Annotated in this window: 17 protein-coding genes and 1 pseudogene; 17 read left to right on the top strand and 1 reads right to left on the bottom strand. The window is 45.6% G+C overall.

The features are described 5' to 3' along the window. Window positions 1–2: 2 nt before the first annotated feature. The 3 genes from tsaB to tsaD are packed head-to-tail and all read left to right on the top strand — an operon-like array spanning window position 3 to window position 2,432. The gene (gene tsaB / locus MKX36_RS06020) at window positions 3–839 is read left to right on the top strand and encodes a tRNA (adenosine(37)-N6)-threonylcarbamoyltransferase complex dimerization subunit type 1 TsaB (protein ID WP_340864405.1); all 837 of its coding nucleotides are present in this window, start codon (window positions 3–5) and stop codon (window positions 837–839) included. 16 nt (window positions 840–855) lie between these two features. Then, complete coding sequence (gene rimI / locus MKX36_RS06025; RefSeq protein ID WP_013369872.1) at window positions 856–1,371, top strand: ribosomal protein S18-alanine N-acetyltransferase; 516 nt, start codon at window positions 856–858, stop codon at window positions 1,369–1,371. After that, entirely contained in the window at window positions 1,368–2,432 is a 1,065-nt protein-coding gene (gene tsaD / locus MKX36_RS06030; RefSeq protein WP_019686444.1) for a tRNA (adenosine(37)-N6)-threonylcarbamoyltransferase complex transferase subunit TsaD, read from the top strand. Before rimI ends, tsaD begins: the two co-directional genes overlap by 4 nt. Before the next feature lie 544 nt (window positions 2,433–2,976). Here tsaD and MKX36_RS06035 read toward each other — a convergent pair. Beyond that, window positions 2,977–4,941 carry an ABC-F family ATP-binding cassette domain-containing protein gene (locus tag MKX36_RS06035; RefSeq protein WP_044785774.1) on the bottom strand — a complete coding sequence of 655 codons (1,965 nt, stop codon included), beginning with the start codon at window positions 4,939–4,941 and terminating at the stop codon, window positions 2,977–2,979. Between the two features lie 269 nt (window positions 4,942–5,210). On the opposite strand from MKX36_RS06035, the gene MKX36_RS06040 reads away from it, so the two are divergent. From MKX36_RS06040 to MKX36_RS06105, 14 genes and pseudogenes are all read left to right on the top strand, one after another. Next, window positions 5,211–5,864 (top strand): 5-formyltetrahydrofolate cyclo-ligase, encoded by a 654-nt coding sequence (locus MKX36_RS06040; protein WP_340864406.1) that lies wholly within the window; start codon window positions 5,211–5,213, stop codon window positions 5,862–5,864. A 38-nt stretch (window positions 5,865–5,902) separates the two neighbouring features. After that, on the top strand, window positions 5,903–6,391 hold the full coding sequence (gene moaC / locus MKX36_RS06045) for a cyclic pyranopterin monophosphate synthase MoaC (protein WP_017426496.1): 489 nt from the start codon (window positions 5,903–5,905) through the stop codon (window positions 6,389–6,391). A 113-nt stretch (window positions 6,392–6,504) separates the two neighbouring features. Then, the gene (locus tag MKX36_RS06050; protein ID WP_013369877.1) at window positions 6,505–6,987 is read left to right on the top strand and encodes a MogA/MoaB family molybdenum cofactor biosynthesis protein; all 483 of its coding nucleotides are present in this window, start codon (window positions 6,505–6,507) and stop codon (window positions 6,985–6,987) included. 102 nt (window positions 6,988–7,089) lie between these two features. After that, complete coding sequence (locus tag MKX36_RS06055) at window positions 7,090–7,338, top strand: twin-arginine translocase TatA/TatE family subunit (protein WP_016821198.1); 249 nt, start codon at window positions 7,090–7,092, stop codon at window positions 7,336–7,338. Window positions 7,339–7,450: 112 nt separating this feature from the next. Next, window positions 7,451–8,218, top strand: a complete 768-nt coding sequence (gene tatC / locus MKX36_RS06060; RefSeq protein ID WP_016821197.1) for a twin-arginine translocase subunit TatC — start codon at window positions 7,451–7,453, stop codon at window positions 8,216–8,218. Between the two features lie 288 nt (window positions 8,219–8,506). Beyond that, window positions 8,507–8,788 (top strand): co-chaperone GroES, encoded by a 282-nt coding sequence (gene groES / locus MKX36_RS06065; RefSeq protein WP_007429271.1) that lies wholly within the window; start codon window positions 8,507–8,509, stop codon window positions 8,786–8,788. A gap of 73 nt (window positions 8,789–8,861) precedes the next feature. Then, window positions 8,862–10,490 (top strand): chaperonin GroEL, encoded by a 1,629-nt coding sequence (groL, locus tag MKX36_RS06070; protein ID WP_016821196.1) that lies wholly within the window; start codon window positions 8,862–8,864, stop codon window positions 10,488–10,490. A 205-nt stretch (window positions 10,491–10,695) separates the two neighbouring features. Further along, complete coding sequence (locus MKX36_RS06075; RefSeq protein ID WP_016821195.1) at window positions 10,696–11,319, top strand: LysE family translocator; 624 nt, start codon at window positions 10,696–10,698, stop codon at window positions 11,317–11,319. Between the two features lie 249 nt (window positions 11,320–11,568). Further along, window positions 11,569–12,294, top strand: coding sequence for a collagen-like protein (locus MKX36_RS06080; protein ID WP_107734013.1), 726 nt, complete (start codon window positions 11,569–11,571; stop codon window positions 12,292–12,294). A 140-nt stretch (window positions 12,295–12,434) separates the two neighbouring features. Beyond that, window positions 12,435–12,662, top strand: a complete 228-nt coding sequence (locus MKX36_RS06085) for a hypothetical protein (protein ID WP_230877442.1) — start codon at window positions 12,435–12,437, stop codon at window positions 12,660–12,662. A 57-nt stretch (window positions 12,663–12,719) separates the two neighbouring features. Then, window positions 12,720–13,343 carry a LysE family translocator gene (locus MKX36_RS06090; RefSeq protein ID WP_025364287.1) on the top strand — a complete coding sequence of 208 codons (624 nt, stop codon included), beginning with the start codon at window positions 12,720–12,722 and terminating at the stop codon, window positions 13,341–13,343. 64 nt (window positions 13,344–13,407) lie between these two features. Beyond that, window positions 13,408–13,482, top strand: a pseudogene (locus tag MKX36_RS06095) (phage terminase small subunit-related protein); the annotation flags it as partial. A gap of 268 nt (window positions 13,483–13,750) precedes the next feature. After that, on the top strand, window positions 13,751–14,632 hold the full coding sequence (locus tag MKX36_RS06100; RefSeq protein WP_340864407.1) for an AraC family transcriptional regulator: 882 nt from the start codon (window positions 13,751–13,753) through the stop codon (window positions 14,630–14,632). 100 nt (window positions 14,633–14,732) lie between these two features. After that, on the top strand, window positions 14,733–16,058 hold the full coding sequence (locus MKX36_RS06105; RefSeq protein ID WP_340864408.1) for a prolyl oligopeptidase family serine peptidase: 1,326 nt from the start codon (window positions 14,733–14,735) through the stop codon (window positions 16,056–16,058). Window positions 16,059–16,155 lie beyond the last annotated feature (97 nt).

The following is a 16,155-nucleotide window of genomic DNA, read 5'->3' on the forward strand; positions in this document are numbered from 1 at the left end:
CCATGCAAAGAGAGCATACAGATGTAAATGAAAAGCCGCGTGAGCGGTTTTTGACGTTAGATACAGCGACGACTGTAATGGCGGCCGCCCTGATGAACGGAAAAGAGCTGCTGGGAGAAAGTAATGTTTATGGCGAACGCAATCACTCGGTGCATGTCATTACTGAGCTGGAAGGGCTTTTGAGCGAAGCAGGACTGACACGCGATGATGTGGACGGTCTTGCAGTAGGTGTTGGACCGGGATCTTACACTGGCATCCGAATCGCGGTGACCGCAGCCAAGACACTAGCTTGGGCCTGGGGGGTTCCGGTGACATCCATTTCCACTTTGCAGGCTTTGGCTTGGGGTGGATGGAATCATGGTATCGAAATGAAGGGGCAAGAAGGTAAACATGAGTCTGCGAATAACGACTCGTCTGGGACGCAGGCAGCAGATTGGATTGTGCCTGTGCTGGATGCCCGCCGTGGTCAGGTGTACACGGGGCTGTTCACTGCGAATTCAGTTAACGACAGCGGTAGCCCGCAGCGGTTAGAGGCGGATGCTATCCGGTTGATGACTGCGTGGACCGATGATCTGCTGCAACGTTTGGAGGTTTTGCCTGTCGAAGAGCGTCCCGCGGTGATTTGGCTCGTCGGTGAAACGACGATTCACGCCGAAACAGCGGAGCGCTTGCGTGCATGGAGCGAGCTTCGTATTGTACCGTATGAGCTGGAAGGAAAATGGGTTGGCCGCCTTGGGGCGGATAAGCTGCTTCGTCAGGAATATGACGAGCTACATACGCTGGTTCCGAATTATACCCAGCTGGCGGAGGCGGAAGCCAATCTGCTTCGTCAGCGCTGAAGAGGCGGTGAGCAACATGGCAAAGAACATACAGCGGGAAGAGAAACTTGAGTTTCGCTTAATGCAACTGGATGACATCCCCGATGTGCTGGAGATTGAGCATGAAGCGTTCACGCTGCCGTGGACGGAGGAAGCCTTCCGCAATGAGCTGACGATGAATCATTTCGCTAAATATATGATTATGGAGCTTAATGGACGAGCTATTGGTTACGCAGGCATGTGGACGATTATGGATGAGGCGCATATTACAAATATTGCGGTTCGTGAGGCTTATCGTGGACGCAAGCTTGGAGACAAGCTGTTGGATGAGCTGATGCAGACTGCCTCTTATTTAGGGATGGAGCGTATGACCCTAGAGGTCCGGGTAACGAACCGGATCGCTCAGGGCTTGTATGAGAAAAAGGGCTTTAAGCCTGCAGGTGTACGCAAGGGCTATTATTCGGATAATAACGAGGATGCCGTGATTATGTGGGCGGATCTTCCCGCACACGGGGCATCCGGTGAACAGGAAGGAAGCGTGCAGGAGCAATGACGCAAGCGGAAAAAGCAGGTACAGGCTCTGCCTCTAGCGAGCCTTGCTATATACTGGCAGTGGAAACGAGTTGTGATGAAACGGCTGTTTCTGTCGTGAAAAATGGCACAGAGGTGCTTTCGAATCTGATCTCCAGTCAGATTGAAACACACAAAGCCTTTGGCGGTGTTGTGCCAGAGGTAGCGTCGCGCAAACATGTAGAAAGCATTACCTATATGCTGGACGAGGCTATGCAAACATCGGGAATCAGCCCCCGTGAGATTTCAGCGGTTGCCGTGACGCAAGGACCAGGACTGGTTGGCGCATTGCTGGTTGGTATAGTCGCCGCCAAGAGCGCTGCTATGGCGTTCGGCAAACCGTTAATCGGAACGCATCATATTGCGGGACATATTTATGCAAATCAGTTGGAGCATGATATTGTATATCCGTGCATTGCTCTCGTGGTGTCAGGAGGGCATACCGAGCTAGTGCTGATGGAGTCCGAAGGTCATTTTCAACTTATTGGTCGTACAAGGGATGATGCGGTTGGAGAAGCCTACGATAAAGTAGCGCGAGCCATCGGATTTCCATATCCCGGCGGTCCGCATGTGGATCGTGTAGCCCATGAATCGGAGGAAGTGGTTACTTTGCCGCGTGCATGGCTGGAGCCGGATTCTTATGATTTTAGCTTTAGCGGCTTGAAATCGGCGGTGCTGAATGTAATTAACCAGACGAAAATGCGCGGAGAAACCGTTCATGCGGGAGCGATTGCAAGAGGCTTTCAAGAGTCGGTCGTAGAGGTGCTGGTGGAAAAAGCGATTCGTGCTATGCGTGAATACGGTGCGAAGCAGCTGCTGCTTTGCGGCGGTGTTGCTGCTAATCGTGGACTACGTACAGCATTGCGGGAACGCTGTGAGCGTGAAGGCATCGAACTGCTTGTACCCTCCATGAAATACTGTACAGATAACGCAGCGATGATCGGTGCCGCGGCATACGCCAAGTGGAAGCGCGGAGAATTCACCTCATTGGACATGAAAGCTGATCCAGGGCTGTCTCTGGAAGAGTGGTCTGTTCAAACTTAATTGAGCGAATAGGAAGGACACGACACATTCAGGGTCGTGTCTTTTTTTATTCCGCGCTATACATATATATAAATAGAATTTCAAGAGGATAAAATACAGGAGTTTGAGCGAATGATTGCCAGCATCTTATTTCCTCGCATGATTCGTCACAATTGTTCACGATTTTTCATGTTCCACCAAAAAAACATGAAAATTTTATACTGCCCGAATAATGATGTGATTTGTCAAGTAGTGAACAAAGTTATCCACATATACCGTTCAAAATGTGGATAAACAGGCTCGAAGCAAGCAGGCTAAGACTTTTAGGTGATAGTAGGATGGGGGATATTTCATAGCTATATTGATTGTGAAATCTGTGGATAATGTGGGTAAAGGAGTGGATAAATTTGGTTTTCATTTGAAGGTGGCGTTTTATCAATAAAAAAATGGCCTAAAAGGCCATTTTTCAATATCGTCCATACACAAAAGTTGTGGATATTCTTGTGTACAAAAAATAGAAGAGGGAAATGTGAAATTTTTATGGCTAAGATTTTATGCAGCAGCTTTATGCCTCAAGCAGTTCCTCCCAGGATGCATAGGTTTCAGTCAATTCCTGTTTATGGGTGTCGAGTTGTGCCTGAATATCCTGAAGTGCCGTGTAATCCTGATAAATTTCAGGCATGGTCATTTGTTCCTCCAAGCCTACAATTTGTTCTTCCAGCGTTTTAATCTTGTTTTCCAATGCCTCCAGCTTGCGTTGACGACTACGTTCCTCGCTTTTGGCTTGTTTGTCTGCCGCATAGGTGGCCGCGCGTGATTTTGGAGTGGTCTCGTCTGCTACGGACGCAGAGGCAGATGGGGCCTTGCCACGATTGCTCTGATTTGCCTCGAGCGCCTCCTGTGCGATTTCCTCCAACTCTTGTTTCTTGGCTACATAGTCATCATAATTCCCCAGGAAATGTTCTATTCCTTCAGGATGAAGCTCAATGACACGTTCAGCCATTTTGTTAAGGAAATAACGGTCATGGGAGATGAACAAGAGCGTACCGTCATAGTCCATCAAAGCCGCTTCCAGGACTTCCTTGCTAAATAGATCCAGATGGTTGGTAGGCTCATCGAGAATTAATACGTTGGCTTCGCGCAGCATTAGCTTGGCCAGGGATACGCGGGCTTTTTCTCCTCCGCTTAATGAAGCTACCTTTTTTAGTACATCGTCACCGCTAAATAGGAAATTACCCAGCACTGTCCGAATCCGTGCTTCTTCCATATGAGGGTATTCGCTCCACAACTCCTCCAGTACAGTATTGGCGGGGTTCAGGTTTGTCTGCTCCTGGTCATACAGACCGATTTTGATTTTCGTACCCCAGTGGATGGACCCAGCAGCAGGTTTAAGTGAGCCAGTCAGGCATTTGAGCAAAGTCGATTTTCCGATCCCGTTCGGACCGATCAGTGCCACCGTATCTCCACGTTTTAAGTCAAAGGATGCATGCTGAAATAAAGGCTTTTTCCCCTCATACGCTACGGAAAGGTCACGCACCTCTAATACTTCCTTACCCGACATATAGGCAGTTTCAAAAGAAAAGTGGGCTTTTTTTAAATCGCCCATAGGTCGATCCATGCGCTCCATTTTGTCCAGCTGCTTGCGGCGGCTCTGGGCACGTTTGGTTGTAGAGGCTCGCACGATATTGCGTTGTATAAATGCCTCCATCCGTGCGATTTCCTCTTGTTGCTTTTCGTAATGCTTGATGTTTGTTTCATACTCGGCAGCCTTTAGTTCCATATAGCGGCTGTAGTTGCCTGTATAGCGGGTGGAGCGATGGCGCTCAATTTCAATAATCGTCGTCACTAGTCGATCCAGAAAATATCGGTCATGTGATACGACCAGCAGCGAGCCGGAGTAGCCGCGCAAATAGTCTTCCAGCCACGTCAGTGTTTGAATATCCAGATAGTTGGTAGGCTCATCGAGCATAAGGACATCTGGAGCGAGCAGTAGGATGCGCGCTAGCGCAAGTCTGGTTTTTTGACCTCCGCTTAGGGTGGCTACAGGCGTTTCGGGTGCAAATGAACCAAAGCCCATGCCGTGCAGCACGCTGCGAATACGGGTCTCCATTTCATAACCACCGTGATCCTTGAACCAATCTGAGCGTCGTGCATAGCGTTCGAGCAGATCGGCATAACGCTTTTCGTTCTGCGCATTGGCCGGATCGGCGATTTCCTGCTCCATTTGCCGGAGTTCTCGTTCTGCTTCAATCAGCGGTGTGAACACCAGCATCATTTCATCCCAGATCGAACGGTCAGAATTTAAGCCACTGTTTTGCGCCAAATAACCGATGCTGGTTTCCTTCGCTTTAAAGATTTGTCCACTGTCATAGGATATTTCACCAGCAATGATTTTGAGCAGGGTCGATTTGCCTGCACCGTTCACACCTACCAGCCCAATACGTTCACGTTCCAATATTTGAAGGTTAATCCCGTCCAGAACGGGCTCAATTCCATAGGATTTAGTAATTCCGGTTACTTGCAATAGCATAGCGTATCGTTCCTCCATTACATTTTGCACAGTTCTTCCTGCCTTTTTCGCAGGTACCTTCTTTCCAGTTTACATGAAATTACCCACTATTGCACTGCTTTCACCCCCGAAACCCTTGAGCCTCGTATAGTCAATTTGTATAAACAATGATAAACTTAAACGAGAAGTGAAAAAGAATGAAAAAAACTTGCAACGTACAGCACTTACTGACAAATGGGACAATTGTAACGTTTTGATGATTATCGACGATTGTGCGGGAGGGCGGATGTGTGGATGTCTGTAATGTGAAGAACGCGCTGCGTGTACAGCAACGGGAAGCGCGTGACTCCATGGACCCGCTGACAAGGCAGAAGGCATCGGCTGTGGCCTGTCGGCATGCAATCGAGGCATGGGAGCAGCTTAGAATAGACAGAAACGGGGATAAGCTAACATTATTTAGTTATCTCTCTTTTGGCAGCGAGATTTCTACGACTCCCCTCATTGAGCATTGCTGGTCACAGGGAGATCGTGTCTTGGCCCCGAGAGTGGATTCGGTAACCCGAACCATGGAGCTGAGGGAGATGGATCAGTATGAAAATATGGTGCCCGGCGTATGGAACATCCCTGAGCCTGCATTGACATGCAAGAAATGGTTGCCTGAAATGTGGACGGGAATCGACTGGGTTGTTGTGCCCGGCTTGGCCTTTGATCGTCGTGGAGGCAGAATCGGCTATGGCGGAGGCTACTATGATCGCTTTACCGCACAGGTAGAGGCAGAGAAGCGTAATAACGGCTCTTTAGGTCCGCTTTATGTCTCGCTGCTGCTGCCGGGACAATTGTTGGCACAAGTACCCATGGAGCCAGGAGATTTGCGAGTGGACGTGCTGTTTACACCTGAAGGACGCTTAGATTGTAACCATGCAAAATCGACAAATGATGAATGAAGTAAAGTTGGGTATGTGAAAGGAGCTGTGAGGGAGTCGTGGATTCCTTTACTCATTTTAACGAACAGGGACGAGCTCGTATGGTAGATATTTCGGGCAAAACGTCTACGGTTCGTACAGCAGTCGCCGTGACTCAGATTACGATGAACCCGGCTACATTGACGGCTGTAAAAGAAGGCAGAATCGGCAAGGGTGATGTTCTTGCTGTGGCCCAGGTCGCGGGGATTCAAGGCGCGAAAAAAACGTCAGACTGGATACCGATGTGTCATCCGCTGGCTCTGACAGGCGTGAACATTACTTTTTCCGATAATGGACATGATGTGCTTCATATTGAAGTTGAAGTGAAGACCGAGGGTAAGACGGGTGTAGAAATGGAAGCTTTGACAGCGGCTTCAGCCGCAGCGTTAACCGTGTATGATATGTGCAAGGCGCTGCAAAAAGATATGATCATCGGCCCTACCATGCTGCAATCCAAAACGGGTGGCAAGCATGGGGATTTTCAAAGGGAGGACCACCGGAAACCTTGACATAGACAACATTGTCGCCGAGAGGGTACTGTGATGTGATGGAGGATGCAGCGTGGCTGTTTCTGATTTTCAGAAGAGAAAGTATTCTTTCATGATAGGAGAAGGGTGATCTTATGGTGTGGAAAACGGCGATCCTAACAGCCAGTGATAAAGGGGCAAGGGGAGAGCGTGAGGATACAAGCGCACAGGTCATCCGGGAACTCGTCGAAGAAGAACTGGGCGGAGAGATTGTGGAATACCGGATCGTTCCCGATGAACCGGATGAGATTATTGCGGCTTTAATCGAAATGACCGATTATTTTCATGCAGACTTGGTGCTAACTACGGGCGGAACCGAACTGGCGATCCGTGATGTGACACCTGAGGCGACCAGACGGGTCGTGGAGCGGGAAGTGCCAGGTATGGCGGAAGCCATGAGAATGATCGTGATGCAGAAAAATCCGGCGGCCATGCTTTTTCGTGGAATCGTGGGGATACGCGGACGTACATTGATTGTTAATTTGCCAGGAACGCCCAAAGGCGTGCATGAAAACTTGGCAGCAATTATGGATCAGCTCCCGGAAGCGCTGCTCATGGTGACAGGTCAGTTCCGGTAGAAGGCAGCCCGTGTGTGTGGTATGATACCTGTAAGAATTTATATGGCCGTATATGGACAGAGGTTCTCATTTTGTCCGTCAACATAAGGAGGATTACTACACATGCCCAATATTGGAGCACCGGGTTATATTTTGTTAATTATTCTGGCGCTGCTGCTATTTGGTCCGAACAAGCTGCCTGAGCTGGGCCGAGCTGTAGGGCGTACATTCCGTGAATTTAAAAACGGGGCACGCGATATTTTATCTGAAGATGAACGGACTGGGCGTAAAGAAAGCAAAGATAGTGTGGTCCAAGCATCACAGACGACGTCAGAAGTTCAACCTCAGCCTGAGGATAAACGCTTGTCATAGATTTAGTTATTCATTTTTGCTGCTTGTATAACAAACATGAGCCTCTTCTTCAGTGAAGGGCTTTATTTTTTAGGAGGCGCTGCTGCGTTCCGTTCAGAAAGGAGGAATAGGCTTGACCCCATCAGAGCATGAAATGCCGCTAATGGAACATCTGGGTGAGCTTCGTCGACGAATAATTTATGTGCTGATTGTATTTGTATTGGCGCTGGTTGGTGGATTGTTCGCGGCGGGTTCTGTCTATAACTGGCTTATTCGCTCCGGTTCGGCGCAAGCTTTTCAGTTAAATGCATTTTCCTTTTGGGACGGAATCGGTATCTACATGAAGATCGCCATGATCATTGGGATTGCAGTGGCGTTACCATTTGCATGCTACCAATTGTGGAAGTTTGTCAGCCCGGGATTAAGGCCGCAAGAACGGAGTGCAACCTTGCGATATGTGCCTTATGTGCTGCTTTTGTTCATTATTGGCGCAGCTTTTGCTTATTTCATTATTTTCCCGATGGCGATTCAGTTTACATCGTCCGTCACCAAAAGTATGGGATTGCAGGAAACGTACGGTATTGCGCAATATTTCACCTTTATGTTTAATATTGTGTTGCCTGTAGCGTTGCTGTTTGAACTCCCCCTGCTGATCATGTTTCTGACAGGGATTCGTGTATTAACCCCGATGAGGCTTCGCAAATGGCGGAAGATTTCTTATTTCCTGCTTGTTTTTGTCGCTGTTGTTATCACTCCGCCGGATTTTATATCCGATTTTTTGGTGGCGATTCCGTTGCTGGTGCTGTATGAAGCGAGTGTATACTTGTCATCAGTCGTGTACCGCAAGCAACTGCGTGCACAGGAGGAACGGGAGGCCCAATTGCGTGTAGCTGCGGAATAATAAGCAGGGCCTGAACGGCTCAATAACTAATTTCTCTAAAATTGATCAACATAGCTGTCTTAAAAATAACCATTAGCCTTGAGTTAACGGTTATTTTTAGGATAGGTGGATATAATCGTGAATGGCTGCCCATAAAAATTCCCATAAAAAATACATTAGGGACTTGAAATTCAATCTCAAGTTGAGTATCATAAAGTTGGTTGTTAGCACTGACGACTGTTGAGTGCTAATACATACAACATAACAACCAAATTACAGGATAAACACTTAATAAGGAGGCTATTTTTCATGATCAAACCTTTGGGTGAACGCGTATTGGTGGAAGCAATTGAGCAAGAAACAACGACTTCCTTCGGAATCGTACTTCCTGACTCTGCCAAGGAAAAGCCGCAAGAAGGCAAAATTATCGCGGTTGGCGCAGGCGCATTGAAAGATGGTGCCCGTATTCCTCTGGAAGTAAAAGAAGGCGACCGTGTCATTTTCTCCAAATACGCTGGAACGGAAATCAAATATGAAGGTAAAGAATATTTGATTATGAAAGAAAGCGATATTCACGCGATCATCGGTTAACCGGGACCCGGACAAGACCTAAATATAGGAATTGAAACAAATCATTCATAATCCATAGGGAGGTTTATCACAAATGGCTAAAGACATTAAATTCAGTGAAGACGCTCGCCGCTCCATGCTGCGCGGGGTAGATGCATTGGCTAACGCTGTTAAAGTAACACTCGGACCGAAAGGCCGTAACGTTGTACTGGAGAAAAAATTCGGTAGCCCGCTCATCACTAATGACGGTGTAACGATTGCAAAAGAAATCGAGCTGGAAGACGCGTTCGAAAACATGGGCGCTCAACTGGTTAAAGAAGTAGCAACCAAAACAAACGATGTAGCTGGTGACGGTACGACTACGGCTACTGTTTTGGCTCAAGCCCTCATCACTGAAGGTTTGAAAAACGTAACTGCTGGCGCAAGCCCAATCGGTATCCGTAAAGGGATCGACAAAGCGGTTAAAGCAGCAGTTGCTGAACTGCAAGCTATCTCCAAACCAATCGAAAGCAAACAATCCATTGCTCAAGTAGCTGGTATTTCCGCTGCTGATGATGAAGTAGGCGAACTGATCGCTGAAGCTATGGAAAAAGTGGGCAAAGACGGTGTCATCACTGTTGAAGAATCCCGCGGTTTTGCAACAGAACTGGAAGTAGTTGAAGGTATGCAGTTTGACCGTGGCTACATTTCTCCGTACATGATTACAGATACGGACAAAATGGAAGCTGTACTGGACAATCCATATATCTTGATTACTGACAAGAAAATCACAAACACACAAGAAATCCTGCCATTGCTTGAAAAAATCGTACAACAAGGCAAGCCACTCGTTCTGATCGCTGAAGACATCGAAGGCGAAGCGCTGGCTATGCTGGTTGTCAACAAGCTGCGTGGTACATTCAATGCTGTAGCTGTTAAAGCTCCTGGCTTTGGTGACCGTCGTAAAGCAATGCTGCAAGATATCGCTGCCCTGACAGGCGGCCAAGTAATTACAGAAGAACTGGGTCTGGACCTGAAAACAGCTTCTGTGGACCAACTGGGTACAGCACGTCAAGTGCGTATTACAAAAGAAAACACGATTGTGGTTGACGGTGCTGGAAACAAAGCCGACATCGACGCTCGTGTTAGCCAAATCCGCACGCAACTGGAAGAAACTACTTCCGAGTTCGACAAAGAGAAACTGCAAGAGCGTCTGGCTAAATTGTCCGGCGGCGTAGCAGTAATCAAAGTCGGTGCGGCTACTGAAACAGAATTGAAAGAACGCAAACTGCGCATCGAAGATGCTCTGAACGCAACCCGTGCTGCGGTTGAAGAAGGTATCGTATCCGGTGGTGGTGTAGCGCTCCTGAACGTATACAATGCAGTTGCTGCTGTTGAACTGCAAGGCGACGAGCAAACAGGCGTCAACATCGTGTTGCGCGCTCTGGAAGCTCCAATCCGTACAATTGCTGCTAATGCAGGCGAAGAAGGCTCTGTTATCGTTGAGCGTCTGAAACGCGAAGAAGTAGGCGTTGGTTTCAACGCAGCTACTGGCGAGTGGGTAAACATGATTGACGCAGGTATCGTTGACCCTGCGAAAGTAACTCGTTATGCATTGCAAAACGCTGCTTCCGTAGCGGCTATGTTCCTGACTACTGAAGCAGTGATCGCTGACAAGCCAGAACCAGAAAAGGCTGCAATGCCTGACATGGGCGGCATGGGCGGAATGGGCGGCATGATGTAATAAGGGCCTCAAAACCCTGTAATCCCGCTATTTAAAGGGCTCCCGAGAGGGAGCCCTTTTCTATACCATTGCTACACCATGAGTGCTCATGTAGCTTGCAGCGGAGTTTCTGTAATTCGGCAGTTTACATCAATCATTTGCTCTAATAGCTTCTATACATATTGTGGTGTAGTATATATGCAAATTATCCAAAGGGGGAAGTTGTGTGGAGCTTCAAACTATATTAGCTTTTCTGGGAGCAGCAATTGTTCTCACCATTATGCCGGGTCCCGACAACGTGTTCACTCTGACACAGAGCATAGCAAAAGGTAGGAATGCAGGGATATTTACTACTTTAGGCCTTTGCACGGGATTGTTGGTTCATATTTTTGCAGCAACCTTCGGCCTCGCAGCAATAATTTATCAATCTTCCTTGGCATTTGCAGTAATCAAATACGCTGGAGCAGCTTATCTATTATTTTTGGCGTATAAGTCATTTAGAGCAAAAGATACGAGTTTTGAACTCAAGAGTGGTGATACCTTGAATTACAAATCATTGTATAAAAAAGGTGTCATCATGAATGTGTTGAATCCAAAAATATCACTTTTTTTCTTGGCTTTTCTTCCTCAGTTCGTAAACCAAGAAAGCGGTAATGTTTCTATTCAAATGCTAGTTCTTGGAGTGGTATTTTTAATACAAACTTTAGTGCTTTTTATTTTGATAAGTATTTTTGCTGGAAAAGTAGGCTCCTTTCTACGGAGAAATCCATCCTTTTCTAAAAAAATCAATTATATTCAAGGCTCGTTATTTACACTCATCGGCTTAAAAATCGCATTTACCCAAAAATAATAGAAGGTAGTACTTTTCAACCCAATCATTAAGGACTAGCTGTTGAGCTAGTCCTTTTTTTGTTGGAAAAGCATACAACACACGCCGAGAACAGGTGGGCGGTCACAGAGGTTTAAGATCATGACCAACGAGTTGGAGCATACGGACAGGCCTATGCCTATCTTTTCCTAGATGAAGTCAACAGCCCAATCTTTTTGGTTAATTGCACAATAAGCTAATTTGACTAGACTTTGGAGGTGACCATTAATTATGTTTAGACATTATTGTTGGCAAAAGAAAATGCATCGGAGAAAATTTAGAAGATGTTCAGTTAAAAAATTCAAAGTTTTGCCGAAGGTCATTGTTAAAGGAATTCAAGGGCCTCAAGGACCTCAAGGACCCCAGGGACTGCCAGGTCCACAGGGAGTTCCAGGTGCTCAAGGTCAGCAAGGGCTACAAGGTTTCCAAGGAATTCCTGGCCCTGCAGGGCCAGTAGGAGCAACGGGACCGGCAGGAGCAGTAGGACCAGCAGGAGCAATAGGGCCAGCAGGACCAGCAGGAGCTACGGGGCCAGCAGGGCCTGCAGGCGTCGGGATATCAGACTTTTTAAGTGTTTTCAGAGCAGATCCTGGTACGGGGACTGACACAGTTCCGGGTAACTCACCCATTACCTTTACTGGGGTTTTAGCGAATGTTGGTGGTGCATTTACTTTTACTCCTCCATCTCCAACGATAACGATTAACGAGACGGGGAGCTACTTCATCTCATTTTCTATCCACAACCAAGGTGATGCGGACTTCAATCTCACTGTTAACGGAACTCCTATAACACCCTTACCTTTTTCAGGCAATGGTGGGGGACCTACCGCAGCTGAAGTTATTATAACCGTTACAACAGTTCCAACTACAATACAACTGGTAAATGCCAATGCAACTCCTGCTCAGTTGCACAATAATATTAATACAACTATGACAATATTAAAGTTGACGCCTTAATATTGTTGCTTAGTAGTAGCTTATTCAGTAAAAGGTTTAAGGTTTATGTCTTTTATCCGGTCAGTTTGTCTAATTATTCAGAGACCTGAGATATGGAAATGCCTAGAGAGAGAATCCCTGAACGGGGCAAAGCCAGACAGATGTGGTTGGAGAGCAGCGGGGCGATGCGACTTAAGGACATCGCCGCTGCTCTTTCTGTTCCTGAAAAGTCTGGTTCGCAAAGGGAAGTCTATGAACCGCTGGTAGGAGACTTTGATTATTTTCTGTTATCAAAAAAACATTATTTACAAAAAAATCTTATTTTCAGAAGATTCTTAAAATCGTACGAGTGGCGCATTAGCTTCAAAAGGATGAATGTTAGGTATTGAAATATAGCTGATAACGCGTTAGTATTGTGTATCTGAAATTTCATCTGGAGGCACATTATGAATGATATATTGGCATTTACGATACTGCTCATCTTTATTGTCATGTCACCAGGGATTGATTTTGCATTAATAACGAAAAGAACTCTCACTGATGGCAAGAAAGATGGTTTCAAAATTGCACTAGGTTTAACTAGCGGAGCTCTCGTTCATACATTGGCAGCCGCATTGGGGCTTTCTTTCATATTAATGAAGTCGGCTGTAGCATTTGAGGTAGTCAAATATGCAGGGGCAGTTTACTTGATATATATGGGGCTGTCTTCCTTTATAAAAAAAGGAAAGAGTAATTTGGTTCAAGAGAAGCAAGAGAATTCTAGAAAATCAGCGTTTACACAAGGATTGGTTTCCAATGCACTCAATCCGAAGGTTGCTATTTTTTTTCTCACGTTCTTACCGCAATTTGTTCTACCGGGCTATAATCCCAGTTTGCAGTTTTTACTGATGGGCTCTCTTTATGCTCTACTTTCGATTATATGGTTTACTACAATCGTATTATTGTTAAGTTACATAAGAAGATGGTTAATGTCACCCAAAGTTCAAAATATGATCGATAAGGTCACGGGACTCGTGCTGATTGGTTTTGGTTTAAATATGATCTTCAAAGTTCAAAAAACAGGATCATAAATAAAGGAACGGGCTACGGAAGCTCGTTCTTTTTTGTTAGGGGAAACGACCAGAAAGAGATACCGAGCAGCATAAGGCAAAACAGATGTGGCTGGAGAGCTACGGGCATATGAAGCTAAAGGACATCACCGCTAGTTGAGGGTTAGACGCCTTAAGTGAAAGCGTTGACATAAATTTCAACCCTCTATATACTTAGCTTAGTTAATTGAAAATGAATAGCACTGGGATTGTTACTGTTACGCAGGCAAAACCTAAGGAACCAAATGCTAAGATCCAAGGATCTTATGTATTTTGTTATCTTAGGTTTTTTTGTTTATAGAGACAGGAAGGTTAAATATGGCGGTTTAGACAACCTGTCGAAGCCGTTTCTTCTATTATGATGTTCACATCTGAGAGGAGCGACAAACTTGGAATACAAATATGAGCTAGTCCAGGCAGACAATCATTTTCCATTAAAAATTATAGCTCATTCCTCCAATGAACCAGCATACATACCTAGGCATTGGCATGACAGCATCGAAATATCCTATGTACTCTCAGGAAGAATCGACAATATCTATATAGATGGCATGAATTATAGCTCCAGAGAAGGAGATATTGTGCTCATTAATTCGAATGCTATTCATTCCTTTTCTGTGGCTAAGGGCCAAGGTAGACAGGCTATAACCGTTCAGATTCCTTCAGGATTTATTCGAGAAAATATAAAGGATAGTAATCCCATTTTATTTGATTGTATATCCATTTTCGAAACCAACGAGCAGAGATTACAGCATTTTAAGGAGCTGCGTGATCTGTTAAACACATTATTTGTAGCTTATCTCAATCAGAACAATGACCCTTTAGTACATATTCACTTAACGTCTCTATCTTATAGACTGGTGTACCTTTTATTAATGCATTTTAAAATTGACAACGAATCGCTCCCTGGCTTTAACACGAATAAATATTTGGAGCGGCTGACATTGATAACTGATTATATCAAAGAAAATTACGATCAGAGCCTATCCCTGGATTCCATAGCTCAGGTTTTTGGATTGTCTCCCGAATATTTGTCCCGTTTTTTTGTAAAGCATGTAGGGTTGACGCTCTTTCAATATATCAACGCCATCCGTCTGGAGAAATCTTTCCGTGTTCTTATGAGTACAGATCATTCTATTATACAAATTGCGCTGGAACACGGATTTCCGAACGAGAAGTCTTTTGCCAGGGTATTTAAAAAGGTTTATCACGTGACGCCTCATCAATATCGTAAAAAGCACAAGAGGCTTTCTGAAGCAAGGAGTCAGTAATTGACCTGAATTAGGCTAATAAAAGGCAGGATGCAAATAAAAAAATCGTTAAAATTAATAATGTAAGCGTTTTATTAATGGATCTAGGAGGTAAGACATCATGTTTAAACAGTTTAAAAAGGTTGCTAAAACATCTATGTTATTCACTTTAGCTGTCAGTACGACCTTTGCTTTCAGCTCCGGTGCATGGGCCAAGGATGCCAAGGTACAGCCCACCTCATACCGGACGGTTGCGGAGGTGAAGGATTGGGGAGCAGCCATTACGAAGATCATTGTTAACCTGGGTAAGCCGGTACCCAAAGATGCGATAACAAAGGATACATTTAAGGTACATGTGGAAAGAAGCGACAATAGGTTGGTAAATTCCTTTATTGAAAAAGGTAACAGGAAGGTCACCAAGGCCTATGTATCGGACAAAAGCGGCAACCCTGTAAAGAAAACCGGAAGCTACGTTGTGCTGGAAATGGAAATCGGTCCGTCCTTAACATTGGGTTCCGCTATTCATTATGATGCAGGTTCCGGGTTTAACGGATGGAATGATAACAAATATACGATCACGCAGCAAAAGGCTATTAAAACCCAATCAGGAACAATTTCCGGATTGAAGATTGATACTTCCTCAGGTGAAATCCGGAAGCTTGTTGATCAGTTTACAACTGGCAAAGCTACATTTGATGGGGTTACTTTAACTTACGCGAACTACGCACCAGCAAAAGACAAAGTGAAGAACCCTTTGGTGATCTGGCTGCATGGTATGGGAGAGGGAGGTACAGATCCGACGATTCCAATTTCGGGAAATAAGGCAGCGAATTTTGCCTCTAAGGATATTCAATCTTATTTTGGCGGGGCTTATGTGCTGGCACCTCAGACCCCAACCTACTGGATGGATGGTTTTACAGGCTTTGGAGACGGAACCTCGAAGTACGAGCAAGCATTGATGTCCTTAATTAAGGAATACGTGGCCCAAAACAAAGACATTGATACAGATCGAATCTACATTGGCGGAGACTCCAACGGTGGATACATGACTATGCTGCTGATCCGTGATTATAAAGACTATTTTGCAGCAGCTGTGGTGGCGTGTGAAGCCTTGAAGGATAGCCTTATCACCGATGAACAAATTAATGACATGAAGGACCTGCCGATCTGGTTTGTCGCCGCCAAAACCGACACCGTAGTTCCACCCAACGATTACATGATTCCGACCTATAACCGTTTGGTGAATGCGGGAGCAAAGGATGTCCATATGTCGTTGTTTGATAATGTAGTGGATACTTCTGGTTTGTACAAGAAGAGCGACAAAACACCGTATGAATATAATGGCCACTGGTCCTGGATTTACGTATATAACAATGAAGTATCAAAGCTGATTAACGGAAAGAAAACAACGATGATGCAATGGCTGGCCTCCAAAACATTGGACTGAGAGGGCAGGTACAGCTTTGGAAAGCTGCTGAGGATAAGAACATGAGATTCTTGTATACCTCATATACAAGAATCTCATCCCCAGGCTACACAGTGGA

Source organism: Paenibacillus sp. FSL W8-0439 (assembly GCF_038008995.1).
GTDB classification, from domain to species: domain Bacteria; phylum Bacillota; class Bacilli; order Paenibacillales; family Paenibacillaceae; genus Paenibacillus; species Paenibacillus polymyxa.

What these genes read in the sequence shown, in the direction of transcription:
- tsaB (WP_340864405.1), top strand. Translation starts at nt 3, where the DNA reads ATGCAAAGAGAGCATACAGATGTAAATGAAAAGCCGCGTGAGCGGTTT.
- rimI (WP_013369872.1), top strand. Translation starts at nt 856, where the DNA reads ATGGCAAAGAACATACAGCGGGAAGAGAAACTTGAGTTTCGCTTAATG.
- tsaD (WP_019686444.1), top strand. Translation starts at nt 1,368, where the DNA reads ATGACGCAAGCGGAAAAAGCAGGTACAGGCTCTGCCTCTAGCGAGCCT.
- MKX36_RS06035 (WP_044785774.1), bottom strand. Translation starts at nt 4,941, where the DNA reads ATGCTATTGCAAGTAACCGGAATTACTAAATCCTATGGAATTGAGCCC.
- MKX36_RS06050 (WP_013369877.1), top strand. Translation starts at nt 6,505, where the DNA reads ATGGTGTGGAAAACGGCGATCCTAACAGCCAGTGATAAAGGGGCAAGG.
- MKX36_RS06055 (WP_016821198.1), top strand. Translation starts at nt 7,090, where the DNA reads ATGCCCAATATTGGAGCACCGGGTTATATTTTGTTAATTATTCTGGCG.
- groES (WP_007429271.1), top strand. Translation starts at nt 8,507, where the DNA reads ATGATCAAACCTTTGGGTGAACGCGTATTGGTGGAAGCAATTGAGCAA.
- groL (WP_016821196.1), top strand. Translation starts at nt 8,862, where the DNA reads ATGGCTAAAGACATTAAATTCAGTGAAGACGCTCGCCGCTCCATGCTG.
- MKX36_RS06080 (WP_107734013.1), top strand. Translation starts at nt 11,569, where the DNA reads ATGTTTAGACATTATTGTTGGCAAAAGAAAATGCATCGGAGAAAATTT.
- MKX36_RS06085 (WP_230877442.1), top strand. Translation starts at nt 12,435, where the DNA reads ATGTGGTTGGAGAGCAGCGGGGCGATGCGACTTAAGGACATCGCCGCT.
- MKX36_RS06090 (WP_025364287.1), top strand. Translation starts at nt 12,720, where the DNA reads ATGAATGATATATTGGCATTTACGATACTGCTCATCTTTATTGTCATG.
- MKX36_RS06105 (WP_340864408.1), top strand. Translation starts at nt 14,733, where the DNA reads ATGTTTAAACAGTTTAAAAAGGTTGCTAAAACATCTATGTTATTCACT.